We start from the raw sequence: 21,757 nt of genomic DNA, 5'->3' as shown, positions 1-21,757 counted from the left end.
TCACCGCGGCCCTCTGCGCACACCGCTCGCTATCGGCCGCCCGGATGGTCGGTGAGGTGGTCTTGCAGCACCGACAGGAAGCTCGGGTCGGGCTCCAGGCCGAGGGCGGCGGCGCGCCGGTTGTCGAAGACGGCCGGCCAGGAGCCCATGATGGCCTCGACGGCCGGGTCGGGTGCGATGGTCACCAGGTCGGCGACGGTGTCGCCGGCCACCTGCCGCAGGGTGGTGAGCATCTGCGCGACGGAGACCGTGAGTGCGGGAAGGTTGACCGGCACGAGTCCCTCCAGCCGGCCCGGCCCGACGCCGCGCTCGGCTTGCGCGATGCGGAGCAGCCCCTGGACGGTGCGTCGCGGTGAGGCCAGGGCCACGCGCAGGCCGGGCCGCACCGGGCAGGCCACCGGGATGCCGCCGAGCGGCTCACGGATGACGGACGACAGGAAGCCGGAGGCGGCGGCGTTCGGCCGGCCCGGCCTTACCACGACGGTCATCAGGCGTGCGACGCGTCCGTCGATGAAGCCGCGCCGGGTGCAGTCGGTGATCAGGTGCTCGCAGACGAGCTTCTGCGTCCCGTAACTCGACCGGGGCAGGGGTACGGTCGACTCGCTGACCACCGGTGGCGGGGGCAGGGCCGGATCGGCACCGTAGACCGCGAGGCTGCTGGAGAACACCACCCGCGGCACCGGTCCGCCGGCTGCCGACTGTGCCCGGGCGGCGTCGAGCAGGGCGCGGGTGGTGTCCACGTTGGCGCGCATGCCGAGGTCGAAGTCCGCTTCGCACTCGGCGGACACGGCGGCGGCGAGATGGAACAGCACGTCGACCGGTTCCGCGAACACGTCATCCAGACGCTCGGTCAGATCGCCCCGCAGCACGTCCACCAGAGGGTCGGCCACCGCAGGGGAATCAGGCCGTACGACCCGGTCGGCGAGCACCAGGCGTTCGATCCGTGCACCGCCGAACGTCCGGGTGCGCAGCAGTGCGCCGGTCAGCCGCGATCCCAGAAAACCGAACGCGCCCGTGACGACCACTCTCACGTGTGACCTCCTCGCCCGCTGCCGGGGCCCGGCCTTGTGCAGGGCTGCGGCGCTGTTCCGCACGTCCCGGCCGGACCCGCACGTCCTCCCGCCGATCCGGCAGCGGCGGCGAACTACCCACACCGGCACCCCGGGCAAACGCCTGTCACCTGTCGGCACACGCGGACTCCCGGCCCCGTTGCGGACGTCCCGTGCGTGCCTTACGGTACGCCGCGTCAAACTCGTGTCCGCTGGGGGGAATTGACACGACACCGCATGGGCAGCGCGCCGGGTGCGGTCCCCCTCGTGCGGCTCCGGTTCGTGATCTGGAGGGCTCAGTGGACCGCAGGACCCGCCGGCCCGCTCACCGCGCGCCGGCCACCGCCTTACTCGCCGCCGCCGCCGTCGCATGGGGCGCCACCGTGGCACTCGGCGCGGTGTCGCCGAGCGCGGCCGCGGCGGACGGGGCGCCCGGCACCGGATCCGCCGCGGTTGCGCCGCCGTCTCCGCGGGTGCCGCTGCGGGTGGCGACCTACAACATCCACGCCGGTGCCGGCGAGGACGACGTCTTCGACCTCGACCGCACGGCGGCGGCGATCCGGGACCTCGACGCCGACGTGATCGGCCTCCAGGAGGTCGACGTGCACTGGGGCGCCCGGAGCGGCTTCGCCGACGAGGCCCGGGAGTTGGCCGGGCGCCTGCACATGCGGGTCTTCTTCGCGCCGATCTACGACCTCCCGCCGGCCACGCCGGGCGGGGAACGGCGGCGGTACGGTGTCGCCGTCCTGAGCCGCCACCGGATGTTCGCCGCGCAGAACCACGAGATCACCCGGCTGTCCACCCAGACACCCGACCCGGTGCCCGCCCCCGCGCCCGGCTTCGCCGAGGTGACGGTCAAGGTCCGCGGTACCTGCGTGCACGTGTACGCGACCCACCTGGACTACCGCACGGACCCCTCGGTCCGGCGCGCCCAGGTCGACGACATGCTGGGCGTCCTGGCCGAGGACTCCGGCCCGAAGGTCCTCCTCGGCGACTTCAACGCCGAACCGGCCGCCCCCGAACTGGCGAAGCTGTGGGGCCCCTTGACCGATGCCGCCCCGAACGGCGGCAGGACCTACCCGGCGACCGATCCGGTCAAGCGCATCGACCTGGTGACCGTCTCACCGGAGGTGACCGTCACCGGTGCACACGAGCCCGAGTCCACGGCCTCCGACCACCGCCCGGTGGTGGCAGACCTCCTGCTGCGGCACCGCGGCCGGTGACAGAGGCGGGGACGGCGCCCACCAGAACCTTCTTTACATGCTCCTGACAACCCACGGTTTCCGTGGCACGCTGCCTCACGCACGTCCATCCGCACCGCTCTTCGTTCCCCCACCCTGTCCGGACCCGACCAGTCCGGGCACGGCAGAAGGAGACCTGTGTGAGACGCCATCGCACTGCCGCGGGCATTCTGCTGGCCGTCGGAGCCCTGTTCACCGGCGGCCTCGTGCACGCCGGGGCCGCGAACGCCACGACGGCTTCCGGGCCGTCGGCCGTGGCCCACTCCCCCTCTGCGGCCGAGCAGCACAAGGCCCGCACCTTCTGGACCCCCGAACGCATGCGCAGCGCCACCCCCCTCGACCTGTTGCTGACCAGGAGGGCGGCCGAGAGCCTCAAGTCCCCGAAGGCCCATGGACGTTCCACCGCCGTCGCACCCACCCCCGCCCTCGCCTCCTTCCCGCAGGCCGGTGGCCCGTGGACCGGCGGCGGCGCCGTCGCGACGACCTCGGGCCGGGTGTTCTTCACCTTCCAGGGGCGCACCGCCTCCTGCACCGGCAACGCAGTGACCAGCCAGAACGCCAGCACCGTCATCACGGCCGGCCACTGTGTGAAGTACCAGGGCAGCTGGCACACCAACTGGGTCTTCGTACCGGCGTACAACAACGGCAACGCGCCGTACGGCCAGTGGAGTGCGGCCAAGACGCTCACGACCCCGCAGTGGGAGGCGAGCGAGGACATCAACTACGACGTCGGCGCCGCGGTCGTCGCCCCGCTGAACGGCAGGACGCTCACCTCGGTCGTCGGCGCGCAGGGCATCCAGTTCAACGGCGGCTACAACAAGCCGATGTACTCCTTCGGCTTCCCCGCCGCATCGCCGTACGACGGCACGAAGCTCATCTACTGCAGCGGCAACAGCTCGAAGGACTTCCTCTTCTCCCAGGATCACAGCCTCGGGTGCAACATGACGGGCGGATCCAGCGGCGGCCCCTGGTTCACCGGCTTCACCGAGGCGACCGGCACCGGGCTCCAGGTCTCCGTGAACAGCTTCGGCTACACGTTCCTGCCGAACCGGATGTTCGGTCCGTACTTCGGTGACGTGATCAAGGCCCTGTACGACAAGGCCCAGGCGTCGTAGCGTCCGCCCGGTCCGCGGACCGGGCACAGCGGCAGCCGCGTCACGCCGGGCGCGCGCTGCCGCAGTCCGGTCCTCCGCCCGATGTGCGAGGTCACTGCCGGTGCGGAAGGATCGGTAGGGGCGGCAGGGGCCCCACGGCCGGGCGCAGGTCGACCGCCGACCGGTGAGCCGGAAGCCCGGACAGGCCGGCCGACGCCCGTTTCGGCGTCCGTACCGGAGCACTCACATGACGAAGCGCACCACGGACCGGCCGGCGAATCCCGCGCGACCGGCAGCAGGACAGGGCCCCGGGCCGGGAGCGGCCGCCGGCGACTGGGGTCTGCTGCTCATCAGGCTGACCTTCGGGCTGCTCATGGCCGCACACGGCGCCCAGAAGCTCTTCGGCCTGTTCGGCGGGCCGGGTCTGACGGCCACCGGCCGGGGCCTCGCCGACCTGGGCTTTCACCCGGGGAAGGTGTTCGCCGTGATCGGCGGCCTCTCCGAGTTCCTCGGCGGCCTCGGCCTCGCCGTCGGACTGTTCACCCCCCTCGCCGCCGCCGCGCTGATCGGCGTGATGATCAACGCCATGGTGACCGTCACCGCGGCCCACGGGCTGTGGGACGGGGACGGCGGCGTCGAGTACAACGTCTGCATCGCCGTCGTCGCCCTGGCCGTCGCCGCTCTCGGACCGGGCCGGCTGGCCCTCGACCGGTTCTTCCGCTGGGGCACCGGCGGCTGGCCCGAAGCCGCCCTCGCACTGGGGCTCGGGGGTGTCGGTGCGGCGATAACGCTCGGTCTGTGACGGCCCGTTCTCGCACGGTCGGCCTCACGGCCTGTGACCGCACGGAACGGCGAAGTCACCGGGCCCCGGGGGTCGTCGGGCCGCGATCGGTTCGCCCCGAGCCCGTTCCGTGTCCCACGTCACCCTCCGAACACCGCACGTGACCGGACGCCATCCCGAGCGGCCCCGTAGGCTGGCCCGTGCAGCTGGTTCGCCCCGTCCGCCAGGCGGGATGCGTCGTAAGAGGGAACCCGGTGGAATTCCGGGACTGCCCCGCAGCGGTGAGCGGGAACGACCGCCGTCATACGCACTGGGTCCGACGTACAGGGCCCGGGAAGCGACGGCCAGTAGGTGTCCTCATGTCGTGAGGACGTGCCCGCGAGTCCGAAGACCTGCCAACTGCCCGCGCGCGCATCACTCGTGCGCGGACATCCCGGTGACCTCGAGGGCGGGTCGGCGTACACACCGAGCGGACGGCCACAGGCTGCTGCCGTGCGGTTCGTCACCCCTTCGCGCTCTCGTCCCGTCCCCGGGATCTCAGGGATTCATCTCGCGAAGGAGATCTCCGTGACCACCAAGTCCGCAGCCGCGGCAGCCCGGGCCACCGTGTACGGCTACCCCCGCCAGGGCCGGCACCGGGAACTGAAGAAGGCCGTCGAGGGCTACTGGAAGGGCCGCGTGAGCGCCGACGCCCTGCGCGCCACCGCCGCCGAACTGCGCCGCTCGAACTGGCGGCAGCTCGCCGCGGCCGGCATCCGTGACGTGCCGACCGGCGACTTCTCGTACTACGACCACGTCCTGGACACCACCGTCATGGTCGGTGCGATCCCGGCCCGCCACCGGGCGGCCGTCGAAGCGAACACCCTGGACGGCTACTTCGCGATGGCGCGCGGCACGCAGGACGTGGCGCCGCTGGAGATGACGAAGTGGTTCGACACCAACTACCACTATCTGGTGCCGGAACTCGGCCCGGGCACGGTGTTCAGCCCCGACTCGGGCAAGCAGGTCGCGGAGCTGAGGGAGGCGCTCGCCCTGGGCCTGACCGCCCGTCCCGTCCTCGTCGGGCCCGTCACCTACCTGCTGCTCGCCAAGCCCGCCCCGGGCGTGGCCGCCGGCTTCGACCCGCTCACCCTGCTCGACCGGCTGCTGCCCGCATACGCCGAGGTCCTCGCCGACCTGCGCGCGGCCGGCGCCGAGTGGGTGCAGCTCGACGAGCCGGCCCTGGTCCAGGACCGCACCCCGGCCGAACTGAACGCGGCCGCCCGCGCCTACCGGGATCTCGGCGCCCTCACCGACCGGCCGAAGCTGCTGGTGGCCTCCTACTTCGACCGGCTCGGCGAGGCTCTGCACGTGCTGGCCAAGGCTCCGGTCGAGGGCCTGGCCCTGGACTTCACCGAGGCGGCTGCCGCCAACCTCGAGGACCTCGCCGCCGTGGGCGGTCTGCCCGGCAAGCGTCTGGTCGCGGGTGTCGTCAACGGCCGCAACATCTGGGTCAACGACCTGGAGAAGTCCCTCGCCACGCTCGGCACCCTGCTGGGGCTGGCGGACCGGGTGGACGTGGCCGCCTCCTGCTCCCTCCTCCACGTGCCGCTCGACACCACGGTGGAACGCGACATCGAGCCGCAGATCCTGCGCTGGCTCGCCTTCGCCCGGCAGAAGACCCGGGAGATCGTCACGCTCGCCAAGGGCCTCGCCCGGGGAACCGACGCGATCGCCGCCGAACTGGCCGCCAATCGGGCGGATCTGGCCTCCCGCGCCGGCTCGCCGATCACCCACGATCCGGCCGTCCGGGCCCGCGCCGCGGCAGTGACCGGGGCCGACGCCCGCCGCTCCCAGCCGTACGCCGAGCGCACCGCCGCCCAGCGCGCGCTCCTCGGCCTGCCGCTGCTGCCGACCACGACCATCGGCTCCTTCCCGCAGACGGGCGAACTGCGCACCGCCCGCGCCGATCTGCGCACGGGCCGGATCGGCCAGGCCGGCTACGAGGAGCGCGTCCAGGCCGAGATCCGGGAGGTGATCGGCTTCCAGGAGAAGGCCGGCCTGGACGTCCTGGTGCACGGCGAGGCCGAACGCAACGACATGGTCCAGTACTTCGCCGAGCAGCTGACCGGCTGCCTCGCCACCCAGCACGGCTGGGTCCAGTCCTACGGCACCCGTTACGTCCGCCCGCCGATCCTCGCCGGCGACATCGCGCGCCCCGAGCCGATGACGGTGCGCTGGACGACGTACGCCCAGTCGCTCACGGACCGGCCGGTCAAGGGCATGCTCACCGGCCCGGTCACCATGCTCGCCTGGTCCTTCGTCCGCGACGACCAGCCCCTCGGCGACACCGCCCGGCAGGTCGCGCTCGCGCTGCGCGACGAAGTGAACGACCTGGAGGCGGCCGGTACGTCGGTGATCCAGGTGGACGAGCCCGCGCTGCGCGAGACACTGCCGCTGCGCGCCGCTGACCGGCCCGGCTACCTGGAGTGGGCCACGGAGGCGTTCCGCCTCACCACCGGCGGGGTGCGCCCCGACACCCAGATCCACACCCACATGTGCTACGCGGAGTTCGGCGACATCGTCCAGGCCATCGACGCCCTCGACGCCGACGTGATCAGCCTGGAGGCCGCCCGCTCGCACATGCAGGTCGCGCGTGAGCTGGCCGCGCACGGCTACCCGCGCGAGGCCGGGCCGGGTGTCTACGACATCCACTCCCCACGCGTGCCGAGCGCCGAGGAAGCGGCCGGGCTGCTGCGCACCGGTCTTCAGGCGATCCCCGCCGAGCGGCTGTGGGTCAACCCCGACTGCGGCCTCAAGACCCGCGGCTGGCCCGAGACACGTGCCTCGCTGGAGAACCTGGTGGCGGCGGCCCGCATGATCCGCGAGGAACTGTCGGGCTCCTGACGGCACTTGGCCGTCGCCCGCACCACCGGCCGGTCCGGCCCCCTCGCCTCGTACGAGGGGGCCGGACCGGCGCGGTGTGCGCAGACGAGCGGCGGAAGTAGCATCCACAGCATTCGCACCATGCGCCGATGCGCACGCTCACGACGACAGCAGCAGGAGTGACCGCGTGACCAGCCGAGTTCTACTCGTCTCCCCCGCCATGAGCGTGTCGCTGCGACAGGCCCGTTTCGACGACGGCGGCTCTCTGGACGACGGTGGCATGGCACAGGCCCGGTCGGCGGCCGGGGCGCTGCCCGCCGCTGCCCGGGTACTCGTCTCCCCCAGTGTGCGCTGCCGGGAGACGGCGGCGGCGCTGGGTCTCGACGGCGTGCCGGTGCCGGAGCTGGCGGGTCTCGACGTGGGCCGCTGGCGAGGCCGCACCCTGGACGAGGTGGGGGCCGCCGAGCCGGAGGCGGTGGGCCGCTGGCTCACCGACCCCGGCTGCGCGCCCCATGGCGGTGAGTCGGTGCGGGAGCTGTGCGAGCGGGTCGCGGGCCGGCTGGCGGACGCCCGAGTCCTGGAGGGCCGTACGCTCGCGGTGGTCGAGCCGGATGTGGTGCGGGCGGCGGTCGTCGCCGCGCTGGGCCTGCCCGCCGCGGTGTTCTGGCGCCTCGATGTGCAGCCGCTGACCGTGACCGAACTCAGTGGCCGGGCCGGGCGGTGGAACCTGCGCCTGGGGCGTCCGCCGGCCGGGCCGGAGGCCGGCTAGGCGCCGGTCCGCCGGTCTACCGGTCTACCGATCAGCCGGTTTCCCGGCCATGCCGTGATCCGGTGCGCAGGGGTGTCCGGAGAACGCCAGAGGGCCCCCGGATGGTTCCGAGAGGCCCTCTGTCGGCGTGAAGGAGTCAGTGCGCGGCGGGAACCGCTCGCCCGGCGGCCGCCGCCGGCTTGGGGTTCAGCAGCCGCTCGGCCAGTTCGCCGAAGGCGAGGCCGAATCCGCCCCACAGCACGGTCTGGATGCCCAGCGCGGACAGCCGGAACCGCCACAGCAGGGTGGCCGGGAAGTCCCTCGGCACCTCGTTGACGACGGGCAGGAACTGGTAGGCCAGGCCGATCACGACGGCGAAGGCGGCCACTGCGACGACCGTCGCCCACCAGGTGCCCAGGCCGGGCGCGAGCCGCTTGCCCAGGATGGTGGCGGCGACCGCGAGGAGGACGCTGAGCACCATCATCAGGAAGTACAGGGTGGTCCGCTTGCCGATGGTGTCGGGGTCGCCGACCGACGGCGGATTGGCCGGGTACTTCAGGAACGGCACGACGTACACGGTGAGCAGCGCGCAGCCCGACAGCAGCAGTGCCGTGGCCCGCGGGCCGAACCGGCCCGTGCGGCCGAGGGCGAAGCAGAAGGCGAGCGCGGCGATGCCGCCGAAGGCGACCCCGTAGACGAGGACGCCGGTGGCGAGGCCGGCGGTGGACTGGACGGAGCGGGAGACGACTTCCGCCCCGTGCTCGTGGGAGTGGGCGTCCTCGAAGCCGATCGCCTTGTCGACGCTCGGTTCACCGAGGACATAGGCCACGATCAGGGCGAGCACGCCGGCCACGAGGCCGGCGAGCATGCCCCGCACGAGAAGGTTCCGTACGGTTGCGGAGTTCATGGGCGTGCGGCGTCCCCTCGCGTCAGTGGCAGGGGAAGCCGAGCAGGTGGCGTGCGTCGTGCACCCATTCGTGGACGTCCGTGCCGTTGAACACGGAGGTGGCGCCCTGCTCGGCGCCGACGAAGTACAGCAGGACCAGCATCAGGATGCCGAAGAAGAGCGCCCAGGGAGCAATCGCCTTCAGCGGGAGCTTGGCGGGAACGACGGGGGTAGTGGCTGTCGGCTGGGCGACGGTCTGCGCCATGGCAGAACCTCCTCTGGGAGTTCGCGTCCCATCTCGGTGGTGCACAGGACGACGGCCACGGGTCTGACTCACGAGCACCCCGAGGGGACCGCATACAGTGGCGCGACCGTGCCGGATTCCCACCGGCTTCCGTCTCGCCGTCGTCGATATCGGACAGACCGTACCGCGTGGCGCGGGCCCGGCCAAGACCGCGTCCACCCGGGGTGATCTTCCTCTCCCGCCGGGCGGGGCGGTACGGGCTCGTGAGTCAGCGGTGGCGGAATTCCACCGGTCGGTCACCGACGCGGGCGCGCACGCGCTTTCCCGCCGGCGGTCCCGAACCCCTCGTGGGGCATGCGCCGTTCCGAGCGCACGCCTTCCGCCGGCCTGGTCTCGAAGGGCCGCCCCACCGCTGCCTCCGCCGTCATGGCCACCGGCCTCCCGGCTCCCCGGCGGTGCCGGGCCCGGCCGGCCCCGGTTCCCGGTCGCCGAGCGGGGCGAAGAAGCGTTCCACGTCGGCGTCGGTGACCTCGGCCAGGGTCGCGGGCGACCAGCGCGGTGTGCGGTCCTTGTCGACGACCTGGGCGCGGATGCCCTCCACCAGGTCGGGCGTGCTCAGGGCGGCGCAGGAGACCCGGTACTCCTGGTCGAGGACGCGCTCCAGGCGGCCGAGACTCCGGGCGCGGCGCAGGGCGGCGAGGGTCACTTTGAGGGCGGTGGGCGACCTGCCGAGCAGGGTCTCGGCCGCCTCCTTCGCGTCCGGGCCGCCGTGGGCCTGCAGCCGCTGCACGATCTCCTCGACCGTCCCGGCCGCGTAGCAGGCGTCGATCCACTCCCGCCGCTCGGCCAACTCCCCTTGCGGCGCCGGCCGTACGTGACGCGCGATGACGTCCGGTACGGGCATGGCGGCGAGGTCGGCCACGAAGCCGGGGAGGGCGGCGGCGGGTACGTAGTGGTCGGCGAGGCCGCAGAGCAGCGCGTCGCCGGCGCCGATCTGCGCGCCGGTCAGGGCGAGGTGGGTGCCGAGTTCGCCCGGGGCGAGGGCGAGCAGCCAGGTGCCGCCGACGTCGGGGACGAAGCCGATGCCGGTCTCGGGCATGGCGATCCGCGAACGGTCGGAGACGATCCGCACGCTGCCGTGGGCGGAGACGCCGACACCGCCGCCCATCACGATGCCGTCCATGACGGCGACGTAGGGCTTGGGGTAGCGGGCGATACGGGCGTTGAGGTGGTACTCGTCGCGCCAGAAGGCGGCCGAGGCGGTGCCGTCGCCGTCGCGGGCGTCGTCGTGGATGACGCGGATGTCACCGCCGGCGCACAGGCCGCGCTCCCCCGCGCCGGCGATGACGACGGTCTCCACGGCCGGATCGCTCTCCCACGCGGTCAGGGCCGCGCCGATGCTGCGGACCATGGCGTGGTTCAGGGCGTTGAGCGCCCCAGGCCGGTTGAGGGTGATGTACGCGGCCCGCCCTTCGGTGTGCAGCAGCACGGGCGCTTCGGTGCCGGTCATCCGAAGGCCTCCGTCAGGCCACGGGCCACGATGACGTGCATGATCTCGTCGGTTCCTTCCAGGATCCGGTGTACCCGCGGGTCGCGGACGATCTTTTCGATGCCGTACGGCGGCGTCGGTGGTGAACCGTTTCGCCACCGTGTACGGACATAGTGCCTGTGGGCCGCGGGTTTCCACGACCTCCCCGTCGGGCGCCCCGACCGGCTCGCCTCACGAGCCCGCAGGTGAGCGGCCTGCCGGATGGATGTGGTGACGTGCCTCGCCGCGCGGAGATATATTGCCGGTGATTCGTGGTTGGGGCCTGACGTGGGGGGCGAGTTGGCCGACGAGATCCTCGAAGTGACGGTCAGACCGGACGGCCGTGTCGAGTTGCATGTGCAGGGCATGGAGGGCATGAGCTGCCTGGCCGAGACGGAGGAACTGGTCTCCCGGCTCGGCGGCGACGTGGAGTCCCAGGAACTCACGGCCGAGGCCTACGTGGAGACCGCCGAGGAACACCACGACCAGCTCTGGCAGTAGACCGGCGATGGCGACAGTACGGGGGCATTCCGTCACCGGGCCCCGGTGGCGGATTCATTCGACGCTGGCCCGTAGCACGGCGAACGGGCCGGGTGTGCGGTTCGTGGTGTGGAGCCAGGGGTGCAGTCTGGCGTGCACCGGCTGCTTCAATCCGGGCACGCATCCCGTCCGCCCCGGGGACCTGGCCCGGGAAGCCGGCGTACGGCCGGTCGCGGACGTGGTCGGGGAAGTGCTCCGCACCGACGGCATCGAGGGCGTGACCCTGACCGGTGGCGAGCCGCTGGAGCAGGCGGAGGCGACCGGGGCGTTCTGTGCGGAGATACGGCGCCGCAGCGACCTCGGCATCATCGTGCTGACGGGATTCACCCGCGCCGAGGTGGAGGGCGACGCGCGCCGTGCGGCGGCGGTCGCCGACGCGGATCTGGTCGTCGCCGGACGGTACAACGCACGGCTGCACCTGGGCGCGGGGCTGCGCGGGTCGGCCAACAAGGAGTACTGGGCGCTGACGGGTCGGTACACCGCCGCCGACCTCGCCGACGTGCCCGAGGCGGAGCTGGTGGTCGGGGCGGACGGCTCGATCACGCTGACGGGGATGCACGACTGGGAGGGCGGTCCGCGGTGACCATCGAGAACGACATCGGCCTGTACCTGCGGGCCCGGGTCCCGCTGCTGGTGCTGGTCACCGTGGAGGAACAGCGGGCGCTCACCGTACTGGAGACGGTGCGTGCGGCACGGGACGCCTCCGCCGACCTCGTCAGCTGGGACATCGCCGACGGTTTCCGGTCGGCGGCCGGCCGCAGCATGCCGCAGGCGCCGACGCCCGAGAAGGCGCTGGAGAAGATCGGCGAGCTGGTGAAGGCCTCGCCGCAGAAGCGCGACCTGTACGTGCTGAAGGATTTCCACGAGTTCTGGTCGAAGAGCCCGCTGGTGCGGCGCAAGGTCCGCAACCTGGCCCACGAACTCGTGTACACCGGATCCTCGCTGGTGGTCACCACGCCCGTGCGTGACATACCCCGGGAACTCAACGACGACGCCGTGGTCCTCGACCTGCCGCTGCCGGACGCGGACGCCCTGCGCGCCGAACTGGAACGGATGATCAGCTCCACCGGCGGCATCCGCTGCGAGCTGACCGTCCACGGCCGTGCCCGGCTCGCCCAGGCGGCGCTGGGTCTCACCTCCACCCAGGCCCGGCGGGCCTTCGCCAAGGCGATCGTGCGCGACCAGGTGCTGGACGACCGGGACATCGGCGCCGTACTGGCCGAGAAGAAGGCCGTCATCCGCGCCTCCCGGGCCCTGGAGTTCACCGCGCCCGAGGAGACGCCGGACGACATCGGCGGGCTGGACGCGCTCAAACGCTGGCTCACGCTGCGCGAGCGGGCCTTCGGCGACGAGGCCGCGCAGTACGGGCTTCCCGCGCCGAAGGGTCTCGCACTCATCGGCATCCCGGGCACCGGAAAGAGCCTGACCGCCAAGATGATCAGCGGCATGTGGCGGCTGCCGCTGCTCCGCCTGGACGTCGGTGCGGTCTTCGGATCCCTGGTCGGCGAGTCCGAGGAGCGGGTCCGCCAGGCGCTGAACCTGGCGGAGACGGTGGCGCCGTGTGTGCTGTGGATCGATGAGCTGGAGAAGTCGTTCGCCGCCGGCGGGGGCGGTGACTCGGGGACCTCGCAGCGCGTGCTGGGCACACTCCTCACCTGGATGCAGGAGAAGACCAAACCGGTGTTCGTCGTCGCCACGGCCAACGACGTGACCGCGCTGCCGCCGGAGATGCTGCGCCGCGGCCGCTTCGACGAGGTGTTCTTCCTCGACCTGCCGACCGAGGCCGAGCGCCGCGAGATCCTCCACGTCCATCTGCGCAAACGGCGCCGCGATCCGAACCGGTTCGACATGGCGCAGCTGGCCCGGCTGTCCGACGGCTGCGTGGGCGCGGAGCTGGAGCAGGCCGTCGTCGACGCGATGTACCGGGCGTTCGCCGAGGACCGGGACATCACCACAGGTGACGTCGCCGACGCGATCGCGCGGCTGGTGCCGCTCAGCCGGTCCCAGCGGGAGTCGATCGAGAACCTGCGGGCCTGGCTGCGCGACGGGCGGGCACAGTCCGCTTCCTTCGCCGAGGCCGAACGGGCGGCCGAGGCGCAGGTCCGCCTGGAACTGGCGTGACGAGAGACAAGTGACGGAGTACGGCCCGTGCGACGGGCCGGTAACGGGGGGAGCAGGCCGGTGGTGAGTGCCTGGCGGGCCGAGCGCCGGCTGCGGGCGTCCGCGCGCGGGGACGCGGTGTCGGGCTGGGGATTCTGGGCCCGCCGGGCCTGGCGGCGGCTCAGTGCGGCCGCGCTGGAGGACGGCGATCCGCAGGTCGTGGCCGTCCTCGCGCGGACCGCGCGGGAGGACGGGCATCCGCGGCAGCAGGCGGCCGGCGAGGTGCTCGCCGCGCGCTGGGCCACCACGCGTGATCCGGAGCTGTGCCAACTCGTCCTCGACACCGAGGCGTTGGCGCCGGGTGGCCTGCCCCGGCTGCTGACCGCCGCGCTGCACGGGCGGTTGCCGGAACTGTGGCCGTGGGAACTTGCCGACGCCGCCGACCAGTTGCTGGCCGACCCGGATCCGCTGATCCGGCACGGCGCGGAGGCGGCTTGTACGACGGCCACCGGGAAGTTGTCGGAGGCGCTGTGGCGACGGACGGCCCGAACCTTCGTGCCTTCCGGCCGCGGGCCCGCCGGCGCGCACTTCCCCGAGGACCTCCCCCCGCTGGCGTCCTTGCTGCTGCGCAATCCGGTACCCCCCGAAGGCAAGGTGCTGAGCATCCTCTGGGCCGCCTGGCTGCGCGTCCCCGACGAGCGGCTGCTGACCGCCCTGTCGGCGTGGCACGAGCCGGCGCCGAAGGAGCCGGAGCGGGGCGCGAGTCTCGTCGTACTCGAACCCACCGCCTCGCACCTGACCGAGCCGGCCGCCCGGGACGCCCTGTTCACGGCGGCCGTACGCACCGACCACCCGATCGGGGACCTGGCCCGCCGCAAGATCCTCGCGGGGCTGCCGCCGGAGCAGGCGGAGGCGCTGTGTGACGCGGCGTTGTCCGAGCCGGCGCTGGTGCCGCTCTGCGTCGAGAAGCGCCTCGCGCCCAGGGATCCCGTGCGGCGGGTGGTGTTCTTCCTGCTGACCCGCCAGCTGGAGCAGTACCGCGGCATGGACCCCGACGGACGGCTGCTGGAACTGGCCTACGCCGCCGCCACCCAGGAGACGCGCCAGAAGCTCCAGCAGGCCATGCGCGCCACCGGTGGTCTCGACCTGATGCGGGTGCTGGTCGGCAGTGACCCGCGGTCCCGGATACCGGCGCTGGAGGAGCCCGAACTGGACTACCTGTCCCGTCAGCTGGCGGAGCGCGGGGAGTGGCGCCGGCTGTGGGGCATGGTGCAGGAGGTGGCCCCGGCCGCCGGGCTGAAGCTGATGGGTCTCTTCGAGGACTGGGTGCCGCGCGACGACGACGGCCGCCGGGTCTTCGAGATGATGCGCCGGGCCGACCCCGAGTGGGCGCGCGGATCGCTGCGGGGGTTCGGGCAGTGGTGGCCGGACGTGGCCCGCAGCAGCCGCATCCAGTTCCACGGCCGGGTCAACGACGTCTCGTTCGCCCCCGACGGCCCGTTTCTGGCGATCGCGGGGACCGATCAGGTCGCCGGTGTCGTCGACCTGACGCAGGGACGGCTGGTCGAGCGCTACGACTGCTTCCGCTCCTCGGTCGGGTTCATCGTGCACACCGGCGGCGGTGCCTTCGTCGCCGCGGAGCGCACCAACAACGGGCAGACCCCCTGCCGGCTGGTGCGCTGCTCCGGCGGCGGCGGGCAGGTGCTGTACGAGGAGGCCGGGCCGTTCACCGCGCTCACCCTGCGGGGCACGGACGGCTCGTTCGCCGCCGGCACGCGCGGCGGTGAGATCCTGCTGGGCGCGCCGGACGGCGGCGTGGAGGCGGTCTCCGTGCAGAAGCTCGGGCTGGACCCGCAGCGGGACTGGCCCCGCGCGGTGACCGCGCACCTGGACTCCGGCCGGCTGGCGGTCCTGGCCCGGGAGCTGGCCGTCACGAACGGCTCCGCCACCGAGCTGCTGGCCGGGGGCGACGGCGGGATGATCGTCGGCCGGGCGGTGTTCACCGGCTCCGACTCACTGGTCGTGGCGAGCAAGCGCGGCACCATCCAGCAACTGAGCTGCGTGGGCCGCTCCCTGGTGCCCGGAGCCGTCAACGCCGGCCTGATCCGCGGTCTGGAGGCCCTCCCGGGCCGGGGCGAGGTGGCCCTCGTCGACGAGCGGGGGCGGATCGTCGTACTGAACTCCCGGACGCTGGAGCAGAAGTGGGCGTCCGAGCCGGAGAGCCACGGGGCCGCGGTCACCAGCGCGCACCTGTCGCCCAGGGGCGAGTTCCTCGCCGTCGGGTACGACGCGGGCTACACGGACCTCTACGACCTGCGGACCTGGGCGCTGCCCACCCTGATGACCAAGCCCCTGGTGACGTCCGTGCCCGCGGACCTGGGCGTCGTGGCCGGGGCCAAGGCCGCCTTGGATCTGCCCCCGGCGGCACGGCCGGTGGTCGACCTTCTGCACGCCCTGCTCGAGTACCGCTTCCGCTTCGACATCGAGCTGGGCGACCTCGGTGATCCCGGGGAGCTCGCGGCCCTGACCGCTTGTGAGTACGACATCAGCCTGTGAGGCCGGTGAAGCCTTACGACAGCACGACCAGCGACGAGGAGTCACGAGACCCCATGACCACCCGCATCGGCATCGACTTCGGCACCGCCAACACCGTGGTCGCCGGCTGGGACCACGCCCTGGACCGGGGTGAGCCCATCCCCCTGGAGGGGCTCGACCTGCTGCGCGACGGCAGCGGGGGCGTACGTCAGCGGGTCGTGCCCTCCCTGATCGCGTTCGCCGCGGACGGCGAGCGGCGCTGGACGGGCGCCGCCGTCGCCCAGGACGCGGCGTTCCTGGACGACCCGGCGGTGGCCGTCTTCCAGTCCACCAAGAGCAGTGTCACCGGGCAGTCGATCGACATCCCGCGCGCCGTCGGCGACCGCCGGATCAGCAACCGGGACGCGGCCACCCAGTTCCTCGGCGACGTGATGGCCGCGGCCTCCCTCGCCGTCGGCACGGACGACCTGGAGATCGTGGCGACCGCTCCGGTGGAGTCCTTCGACACCTACCGGGACTGGCTGGTGCGGGAGGTCGGCGAGACGGCGGGGCTCAGCAGGCTGCGCGTGGTGGACGAGGCGACCGCGGCCGCGGTCGGCTACAGCGCCCGGCTCAGCCCCGGGGACGCCTTCATGGTCTTCGACTTCGGCGCCGGCACGCTGGACATCTCCGTGGTACGGGTGCAGGAGCCGTCCGAGACCGGCGGCGGGGCGGGCGTACGGGCCATCGCCAAGGCGGGAGCCGACCTCGGCGGCAATCACATCGACGCGCTCATCGCCCAGCACGCCGCCGACACCACCGGCGTGCCGCTCGGCGACACGGCGGCCTACAACCGCGTCTTCCGGCGGCTGCTGCGCTCCGCCGAGGCGGCCAAGACCGCGCTCACCCAGGCCGCGACCGCGGTGGTCGAGGCGACCGACCCGGAGACCGGCGAGTCGTACCGTATGGACCTCTCCCGCGGTGACTTCGAGGCGCTGCTGCGGGAGCGGGACGTGCTGGGGCGGGTGGGCCGGGCGCTGCGCAAGGCCCTCGACGGCGCGGCCGCGGCCGGCTACCCGGCCGAGGAGATCTCCCAGGTGTTCCTGGTCGGCGGCTCCAGTCTCATTCCGGCCGTCCAGGAACTGCTGCGCTGGCAGTTCTCGCCGGAGGTGCTGCGGGTGGACCGCCCGCTGGAGGCGGTGGCCGCCGGGGCCGCCGGCATCGCGGGCGGCTACGAGCTGCACGACCACATCCAGCACGACTACGCCATCCGCCACGTCAACCGCGACACCGGCGCCTACGAGTTCGAGACGCTGGTCCGCGCGGGCAGCGAGTACCCGACGCCGGACCCGATCCGCACCCTCACCATCAAGGCCATCCGGGACGGGCAGCGCAATCTGGGCCTGGCCGTCTACGAACTGGCCCACGCAACCTACCGGGACGCGGGAGCCGACCTGGAGATCGTCTTCGACGCCGACGGCGGTGCCCGAGCCGTCGGGGTGACCGCCCAGCACCGGCAGGAGAAGTCCCAGCTGTGGCTCAACGAGGACAACCCGACCTTCCTGGAGGCCCAGCCACCCGCCCGCGCGGGTGCCGACCGGTTCCGGTGCGACTTCCGGATCGACGCGCACAAGCGCCTCACCGTCTCCGCCTTCGACCTGGAACGCCGTGTCTGGGTCCTCGACCGGCAACCCATCGTGCGCCTCGCCTGAAGGAGTCCCCATGTCCCACTACACCCGCGTCCGCACCTCGCTGAAGGACCAGGAGACGCTCGTCCGCGCCCTGAAGAAGCTCGGCTTCGAGCACGTCGAGAGCCACGACGAGCCGCAGACGCTCTACGGCTACCAGGGCGACCGCCGCAGCCAGCAGGCCGAGGTGATCATCCGGCGCAAGTACGTCGGCTCCGCGAGCAACGACCTCGGCTTCGCCCGCACCACCGACGGCGGTTTCCAGGCCGTCATCAGCGACTACGACCGGCACCGGTACGACGCGGCCTGGCTGCGCCGGCTGACACAGACGTACGGCCACGAGAGCGCGCTGGCCTTCGCCGAGGAGCACGGCTACGAGGTCCTCACGGAGGAGACCGACACAGCCGGCAACGTCCACCTGACGCTGCGCCGCAGCGTGCTCTGAGACGCAACGGCCGGACCGTCCCGCCGACCGGCCGCCCGCCCGGCCAAGAGCGGGACCCGGCCGACCACCGGCTCCCCTACGCGCGGGACCCGGATCGAGCGGCAGCTCCTGCGGCCGACCCGGGAACGCGTGCGCCGGCTGGAGAAGCAGTCCCTCACCCGGCTGCGGGCGCCGGAGACGGGCGAGCGGCTGCTGGGCCGGGCGAGCCGACGCAGCCGTCGCTCCGCGGAAGCCCCGACCAGCGCGTGATCCACATCACGATGGCGAACAGTGAAATCCGGGCAACCCTTTGCGGACGCTGCGGGTCACCTGTGCGTAAGTTTTCGGCCATCCCTGTCTCCGAGGTTCGCATGACGCTCCGCCGCTCCCTGGCTCTCACCGCCGCGACGGCCGCCATGGCGCCAGCCGTCCTGCCGGTGTCGCCGGCCGCCTACGCGTCCGACGGCGACAGCGTTGCAGCCACGGTCAGCGAGTCGGCCGCCACGAACGGCACGAACGACCAGTCTCCGGCCGCGGGCGACCAGGCCACGGCCCCGGATGACCGATCCGCGGCCGGCGCCGACGAGGCCGGTCACGACAGCTCCTACCTGTTCGACGTCCTCGCGGCCGGTTCCGCCCCCCGGGCACCCGGTGATGCCGAGCCCCGGGACGGCAGGTAGCCGCTGCCGCAGCGGCCGTCCGGCAACACGAGGATCCAGCCCGAGGGGCATCCGGCCGAGACCGGTTCCGGGTTCACCTTTCCCCTGCTCGCCCCGGCCGGTGGCGCCGCGGTGGCCGTCGGTGCCGGCGCCGTGTTCGCGGTGCGGCGCCGCGGGACCAGGTCGCGAAGCCTGAGCACGTCTGCTCGGCGTTCGAGTTCGGCCTCCGGTGTTTCAGCGCCGCCACGGCATTTCCGCCCGCACACGGTGAATACCCGAACAGGGGCGTCACCTTGACCAGCTCCGAGTGAGAGGAGATCTCCACACCTTCCGCGGTGCCCGATGTTCCCCCGGGCCGGCTTCCGGCCCGCCGTCCGGCTCCGCGACGCACCCGCCCACCAGCGGCGTGTGCCTCCCCGGCCCAGCGCCGCCCCGGTGCGGCATATCCGCAACTCACGTCTAGGACTCTCATGCGTCTCCCCTCCCCCGCCCTCAAGATGCTCGCCGTCGCGGCCCTCCCGCTGGCCCTGGCCGCCTGCTCCTCCGGCTCCGACACGTCCACCTCCGGCGGTGCCGCCTCCGCCAAGTCGGCCGAGCCCAAGGACCCCAACGCGGGACTGCTGACCGGTACCCGGCTGAAGAAGGCCCTGGCTCCCGCGTCGTTCTTCCCGTCCGGGTTCGCCATCGACCCGAGCGGCAGCCGGGACACCGGCGACGAGTTCCAGGCTCCGGCCACCAAGAGCGCCGCCAAGCCGCACTGCGCCGACCTCGGCGCCACGGGCTGGATCGGTCTCACCGGGATCGACGGGGTGTCGTTCGCGCAGAACTCCTACATGAACGCCGACCAGACCGCCGAACTCGACCAGGAGATCGACGTCTACCGCGGCTCGACCGCGGCGGAGGTCATGAAGGGCCTGGCGAAGGTCGTCGCCGCGTGCCCGAGCTACCCGGACTCCGACATCGGCGGCAAGGTCAAGGTCACCGGCGCCGCGACGAAGGGCCTCGGGGACGAGGCGTACACCATCACGCTCACCAACCCCGCGTGGGAGGACGGCACCACCCTGGTCGCCGTCCGCGTGGACACCGCCGTGGTGAGCGTGCTGTCGACGTACGGCGGCGAGAACGGCGCCGCGGGCGCGCAGAAGCTGGCGGCCCACCTCGCGTCGTCCCTCAAGGACGCGACCAAGACCGCGAAGCAGGGCTGACCGCCCGTCGGCGGCGGGGCGGTGTCTCCGCCCCGCCGGCTCTTCGGGCCGGGAGTACACCGGCTGTCTTCTTTCGAGTGACCAGGTCCGCGCGAAACGGGTCCGTCCGGGATGTGACCCGTTCGTGGTAGGCCGTCCGCACCTCGCCGTCGGGTGACGGAACGGCCGCGCACTCACCCGAAGCGAGTAATGACGGAACGTGAACCCCTTGTGCCCACTGGGGCCTCCCCCATTCGGAGTTGCAGCCGTCCGGGGGACATGAGTCCGTGGGATGCGTGTCCTGCCGGATCTCACTCAGGAGGAGCCATGGGCACCAACCACAAGGGCCGATCGGCCGACAAGCTGGGCGTCGTCTTCGCCGTTCGGGTGATCGAGGGCGGCGAGCAGGGGTTCCTGGATCTGTACGAGCAGCTCCGGAAGTCCGTGGCCAGCACCCCCGGCCACATCATCGAGCGGCTCGGTGAACCCGCCGACGACTCCCGTCAGTGGGTGATCACCAGCGAGTGGCAGAGCGCCGAGCACTTCTTCGCCTGGCAGCAGAGCGAGGAGCACCGCGAGTTGGTGGCCCCGCTGCGCCAGTGGGTCGACCAGCGGCAGTCGCTGCGGTTCCGGGTGATCAAGGAGACCAAGGGGGTGTCGTCATGACGCGCCCCATGCGCAGCCCCGTCGCCGTCCTCGGTCTCGGCGCGATGGGCACCGGCCTGGCCGGTCGCCTCCTCGACCAGGGCATACAGGTCCGGGTCTGGAACCGAACGCCGGAACGGACCGCACCGCTCGCCGAGGCCGGCGCCTACGTCGCCTCCCACCCCGCCGACGCCGTCGCGGGCACGAGCGCCGCCATCTGCGCCGTGGCCGACGGCGAGGCCCTCGGCGCCGTACTGCACGGAACGGGCGGCGTGCTGGCCACGGACCCCTACCCCGGCGTCCTGATCTGCGCCAGCACCGTCTCCCCCGACGAAGTCGTGCAGATCGCCGGGGACGTCCCCAAGGTCCTCGACGTCGGCATGCTCGGCAACCGCGACCACGCCCGCGACGGCGAGCTCCGGCTCTTCGTCGGCGGCCAGGAAGCGGCGTTCAGCACCGCGCGCCCGCTGCTGGAGACGCTGGCCAAGGAAGTCGTCCATCTGGGCGCACTCGGTTCCGGCATGCGGATGAAACTGCTCCTCAACCTGCTGATGGGCATCGAGGTGCAGGCCCTGGCCGAGGCGAGCGAGCTGGCGGCCGCCTGCGGACTCGACCGTCAGCTGGTCCTCAAGACCATCGCGGGCAGCGGATTCGCCTCGCCGGTCATGGCGTTCAAGTCGCGGCGCCTGGCCGCCGGGCGCTTCGAGGAGCCGGACTTCCGGCTGCGGCTGATGGCGAAAGACCTCATGCTCGCTTCCAAGCAGGCAGCAGCAGTGGGCCTGAGTCTGCCGTTGGCGACCGCCGCGGCGGAGACCCACGTCCGCGCCACCGAGCAAGGACTGGGTGACCAGGACTGTGCCGCGGTCGTCCGCGCACTCGCACCGAAACCGGGAACCGACACGTGATCATCGACATCCACGGGCACCTGTCCCCGCCCGAGGCGGCCAAGCGCTTCCCCATGCCCCCCAGCCTGACCGACGTCGACGGCATGCTCGCCGCTCGCGCCGAGGCCGGGATCGACCTCACCATCATCGGCAGCCCCGTCGGGGCCGGTGCGATGGCGCGGGTACCGGGCGTCGACAACTACGCGCAACCACGCGACCGGCTGCGCGGCTTCCACGCCTGGATGTCAGGCCTGATCCGCACGTTCCCGGACCAGTTGCGCGGGTACGTCTACGCGAACCCGTTCGGGGACGACGATCACCTCGAAGGGGTGCGGGAGACGCTGGCGGACCCCGCCTTCGTCGGCCTGATCACCACGTCCAGTGTCCATGGGGAGCTGCTCGGCTCACCACGCGCCGACTCCTTCTTCGCGCTGGCCGCGGAGGCGGGGGTTCCGGTCCTGGTGCACGCCCCGGCCGAACCGGTCGGCACGGAACGGGTCGACGAGATCGGCTTCGTGGAGCAGATCGGCCGGTTCGACGACGTCACCCTGGGCATGGCCCACGTCGCGTTCGCGGGATGGCTGGACAAGTACCCCGGTCTGCGGCTGATCGGCGCGACCGGCGGCGGCGCGATGGCGCTGCTGCCGGAGCGCCTGCAGACCGCGGCGCTCCGGCGCAGGTAC

Annotated in this window: 20 protein-coding genes, 1 pseudogene and 1 riboswitch; of the genes and pseudogenes, 16 read left to right on the top strand and 5 right to left on the bottom strand. The window is 72.6% G+C overall.

Annotated elements, in window-relative coordinates:
* Positions 1–29: 29 nt before the first annotated feature.
* Positions 30–1,031, bottom strand: coding sequence for a D-erythronate dehydrogenase (denD, locus tag ACZ7DL_RS23315; protein WP_470776618.1), 1,002 nt, complete (start codon positions 1,029–1,031; stop codon positions 30–32).
* Between the two features lie 317 nt (positions 1,032–1,348).
* Between denD and ACZ7DL_RS23310 the strand changes: the two genes are divergently transcribed.
* From ACZ7DL_RS23310 to ACZ7DL_RS23290, 5 genes are all read left to right on the top strand, one after another.
* The gene (locus tag ACZ7DL_RS23310; protein ID WP_470776616.1) at positions 1,349–2,272 is read left to right on the top strand and encodes an endonuclease/exonuclease/phosphatase family protein; all 924 of its coding nucleotides are present in this window, start codon (positions 1,349–1,351) and stop codon (positions 2,270–2,272) included.
* A gap of 158 nt (positions 2,273–2,430) precedes the next feature.
* Entirely contained in the window at positions 2,431–3,405 is a 975-nt protein-coding gene (locus ACZ7DL_RS23305) for a trypsin-like serine peptidase (RefSeq protein WP_470776615.1), read from the top strand.
* Between the two features lie 226 nt (positions 3,406–3,631).
* Positions 3,632–4,186 (top strand): DoxX family protein, encoded by a 555-nt coding sequence (locus tag ACZ7DL_RS23300; RefSeq protein WP_470776614.1) that lies wholly within the window; start codon positions 3,632–3,634, stop codon positions 4,184–4,186.
* A gap of 169 nt (positions 4,187–4,355) precedes the next feature.
* Positions 4,356–4,579, top strand: a riboswitch (cobalamin riboswitch).
* Between the two features lie 153 nt (positions 4,580–4,732).
* Positions 4,733–7,051 carry a 5-methyltetrahydropteroyltriglutamate--homocysteine S-methyltransferase gene (gene metE, locus ACZ7DL_RS23295; RefSeq protein ID WP_470776612.1) on the top strand — a complete coding sequence of 773 codons (2,319 nt, stop codon included), beginning with the start codon at positions 4,733–4,735 and terminating at the stop codon, positions 7,049–7,051.
* A gap of 166 nt (positions 7,052–7,217) precedes the next feature.
* Positions 7,218–7,799 (top strand): histidine phosphatase family protein, encoded by a 582-nt coding sequence (locus tag ACZ7DL_RS23290; RefSeq protein ID WP_470776610.1) that lies wholly within the window; start codon positions 7,218–7,220, stop codon positions 7,797–7,799.
* Positions 7,800–7,935: 136 nt separating this feature from the next.
* Here ACZ7DL_RS23290 and ACZ7DL_RS23285 read toward each other — a convergent pair whose 3' ends face one another.
* The 4 genes and pseudogenes from ACZ7DL_RS23285 to ACZ7DL_RS23270 all read right to left on the bottom strand — a co-directional run.
* Positions 7,936–8,685 carry a CbtA family protein gene (locus ACZ7DL_RS23285; protein ID WP_470776609.1) on the bottom strand — a complete coding sequence of 250 codons (750 nt, stop codon included), beginning with the start codon at positions 8,683–8,685 and terminating at the stop codon, positions 7,936–7,938.
* Positions 8,686–8,707: 22 nt separating this feature from the next.
* Entirely contained in the window at positions 8,708–8,929 is a 222-nt protein-coding gene (locus ACZ7DL_RS23280) for a CbtB domain-containing protein (RefSeq protein ID WP_470776607.1), read from the bottom strand.
* Between the two features lie 403 nt (positions 8,930–9,332).
* Positions 9,333–10,418: an enoyl-CoA hydratase/isomerase family protein gene (locus ACZ7DL_RS23275; protein ID WP_470776605.1), complete on the bottom strand. Its 1,086-nt coding sequence runs from the start codon at positions 10,416–10,418 to the stop codon at positions 9,333–9,335.
* A pseudogene (locus ACZ7DL_RS23270) lies at positions 10,415–10,525 on the bottom strand (acyl-CoA dehydrogenase family protein); the annotation flags it as partial. The gene ACZ7DL_RS23275 and the pseudogene ACZ7DL_RS23270, both read right to left, overlap by 4 nt.
* A gap of 199 nt (positions 10,526–10,724) precedes the next feature.
* On the opposite strand from ACZ7DL_RS23270, the gene ACZ7DL_RS23265 reads away from it, so the two are divergent.
* The 11 genes from ACZ7DL_RS23265 to ACZ7DL_RS23215 form a co-directional block, all read left to right on the top strand.
* Positions 10,725–10,937 (top strand): DUF2997 domain-containing protein, encoded by a 213-nt coding sequence (locus ACZ7DL_RS23265; protein WP_470776604.1) that lies wholly within the window; start codon positions 10,725–10,727, stop codon positions 10,935–10,937.
* 7 nt (positions 10,938–10,944) lie between these two features.
* The gene (locus tag ACZ7DL_RS23260; RefSeq protein ID WP_470776602.1) at positions 10,945–11,559 is read left to right on the top strand and encodes a 4Fe-4S single cluster domain-containing protein; all 615 of its coding nucleotides are present in this window, start codon (positions 10,945–10,947) and stop codon (positions 11,557–11,559) included.
* Complete coding sequence (locus tag ACZ7DL_RS23255; RefSeq protein ID WP_470776600.1) at positions 11,556–13,097, top strand: AAA family ATPase; 1,542 nt, start codon at positions 11,556–11,558, stop codon at positions 13,095–13,097. The genes ACZ7DL_RS23260 and ACZ7DL_RS23255 overlap by 4 nt, the downstream gene beginning before the upstream one ends.
* Before the next feature lie 63 nt (positions 13,098–13,160).
* Positions 13,161–15,632, top strand: coding sequence for a hypothetical protein (locus tag ACZ7DL_RS23250; protein WP_470776598.1), 2,472 nt, complete (start codon positions 13,161–13,163; stop codon positions 15,630–15,632).
* 53 nt (positions 15,633–15,685) lie between these two features.
* Positions 15,686–17,302 carry an Hsp70 family protein gene (locus ACZ7DL_RS23245; RefSeq protein WP_470776597.1) on the top strand — a complete coding sequence of 539 codons (1,617 nt, stop codon included), beginning with the start codon at positions 15,686–15,688 and terminating at the stop codon, positions 17,300–17,302.
* A gap of 10 nt (positions 17,303–17,312) precedes the next feature.
* Positions 17,313–17,723: a DUF1257 domain-containing protein gene (locus ACZ7DL_RS23240; protein ID WP_470776595.1), complete on the top strand. Its 411-nt coding sequence runs from the start codon at positions 17,313–17,315 to the stop codon at positions 17,721–17,723.
* Between the two features lie 350 nt (positions 17,724–18,073).
* Entirely contained in the window at positions 18,074–18,382 is a 309-nt protein-coding gene (locus ACZ7DL_RS23235) for a hypothetical protein (RefSeq protein WP_470776593.1), read from the top strand.
* A 449-nt stretch (positions 18,383–18,831) separates the two neighbouring features.
* Positions 18,832–19,566, top strand: coding sequence for a hypothetical protein (locus ACZ7DL_RS23230; RefSeq protein WP_470776591.1), 735 nt, complete (start codon positions 18,832–18,834; stop codon positions 19,564–19,566).
* Positions 19,567–19,872: 306 nt separating this feature from the next.
* Entirely contained in the window at positions 19,873–20,211 is a 339-nt protein-coding gene (locus ACZ7DL_RS23225) for an antibiotic biosynthesis monooxygenase family protein (RefSeq protein WP_470776590.1), read from the top strand.
* Positions 20,208–21,095 (top strand): NAD(P)-dependent oxidoreductase, encoded by an 888-nt coding sequence (locus tag ACZ7DL_RS23220; RefSeq protein WP_470776589.1) that lies wholly within the window; start codon positions 20,208–20,210, stop codon positions 21,093–21,095. Before ACZ7DL_RS23225 ends, ACZ7DL_RS23220 begins: the two co-directional genes overlap by 4 nt.
* The coding region (locus tag ACZ7DL_RS23215) for an amidohydrolase family protein (protein ID WP_470776588.1) at positions 21,092–21,757 on the top strand (666 nt) is incomplete at its 3' end. The genes ACZ7DL_RS23220 and ACZ7DL_RS23215, both read left to right, overlap by 4 nt.

Source organism: Streptomyces sp. NPDC036984 (assembly GCF_055607665.1).
This window is presented reverse-complemented; position numbering and strand designations above follow the sequence as displayed.

Coding starts and splice junctions, on each gene's coding strand:
- ACZ7DL_RS23300 (WP_470776614.1), top strand. CDS start 3,632: ATGACGAAGCGCACCACGGACCGGCCGGCGAATCCCGCGCGACCGGCA.
- ACZ7DL_RS23285 (WP_470776609.1), bottom strand. CDS start 8,685: ATGAACTCCGCAACCGTACGGAACCTTCTCGTGCGGGGCATGCTCGCC.
- ACZ7DL_RS23280 (WP_470776607.1), bottom strand. CDS start 8,929: ATGGCGCAGACCGTCGCCCAGCCGACAGCCACTACCCCCGTCGTTCCC.
- ACZ7DL_RS23275 (WP_470776605.1), bottom strand. CDS start 10,418: ATGACCGGCACCGAAGCGCCCGTGCTGCTGCACACCGAAGGGCGGGCC.
- ACZ7DL_RS23260 (WP_470776602.1), top strand. CDS start 10,945: ATGGCGACAGTACGGGGGCATTCCGTCACCGGGCCCCGGTGGCGGATT.
- ACZ7DL_RS23245 (WP_470776597.1), top strand. CDS start 15,686: ATGACCACCCGCATCGGCATCGACTTCGGCACCGCCAACACCGTGGTC.
- ACZ7DL_RS23240 (WP_470776595.1), top strand. CDS start 17,313: ATGTCCCACTACACCCGCGTCCGCACCTCGCTGAAGGACCAGGAGACG.
- ACZ7DL_RS23235 (WP_470776593.1), top strand. CDS start 18,074: ATGACGCTCCGCCGCTCCCTGGCTCTCACCGCCGCGACGGCCGCCATG.
- ACZ7DL_RS23230 (WP_470776591.1), top strand. CDS start 18,832: ATGCGTCTCCCCTCCCCCGCCCTCAAGATGCTCGCCGTCGCGGCCCTC.
- ACZ7DL_RS23225 (WP_470776590.1), top strand. CDS start 19,873: ATGGGCACCAACCACAAGGGCCGATCGGCCGACAAGCTGGGCGTCGTC.
- ACZ7DL_RS23220 (WP_470776589.1), top strand. CDS start 20,208: ATGACGCGCCCCATGCGCAGCCCCGTCGCCGTCCTCGGTCTCGGCGCG.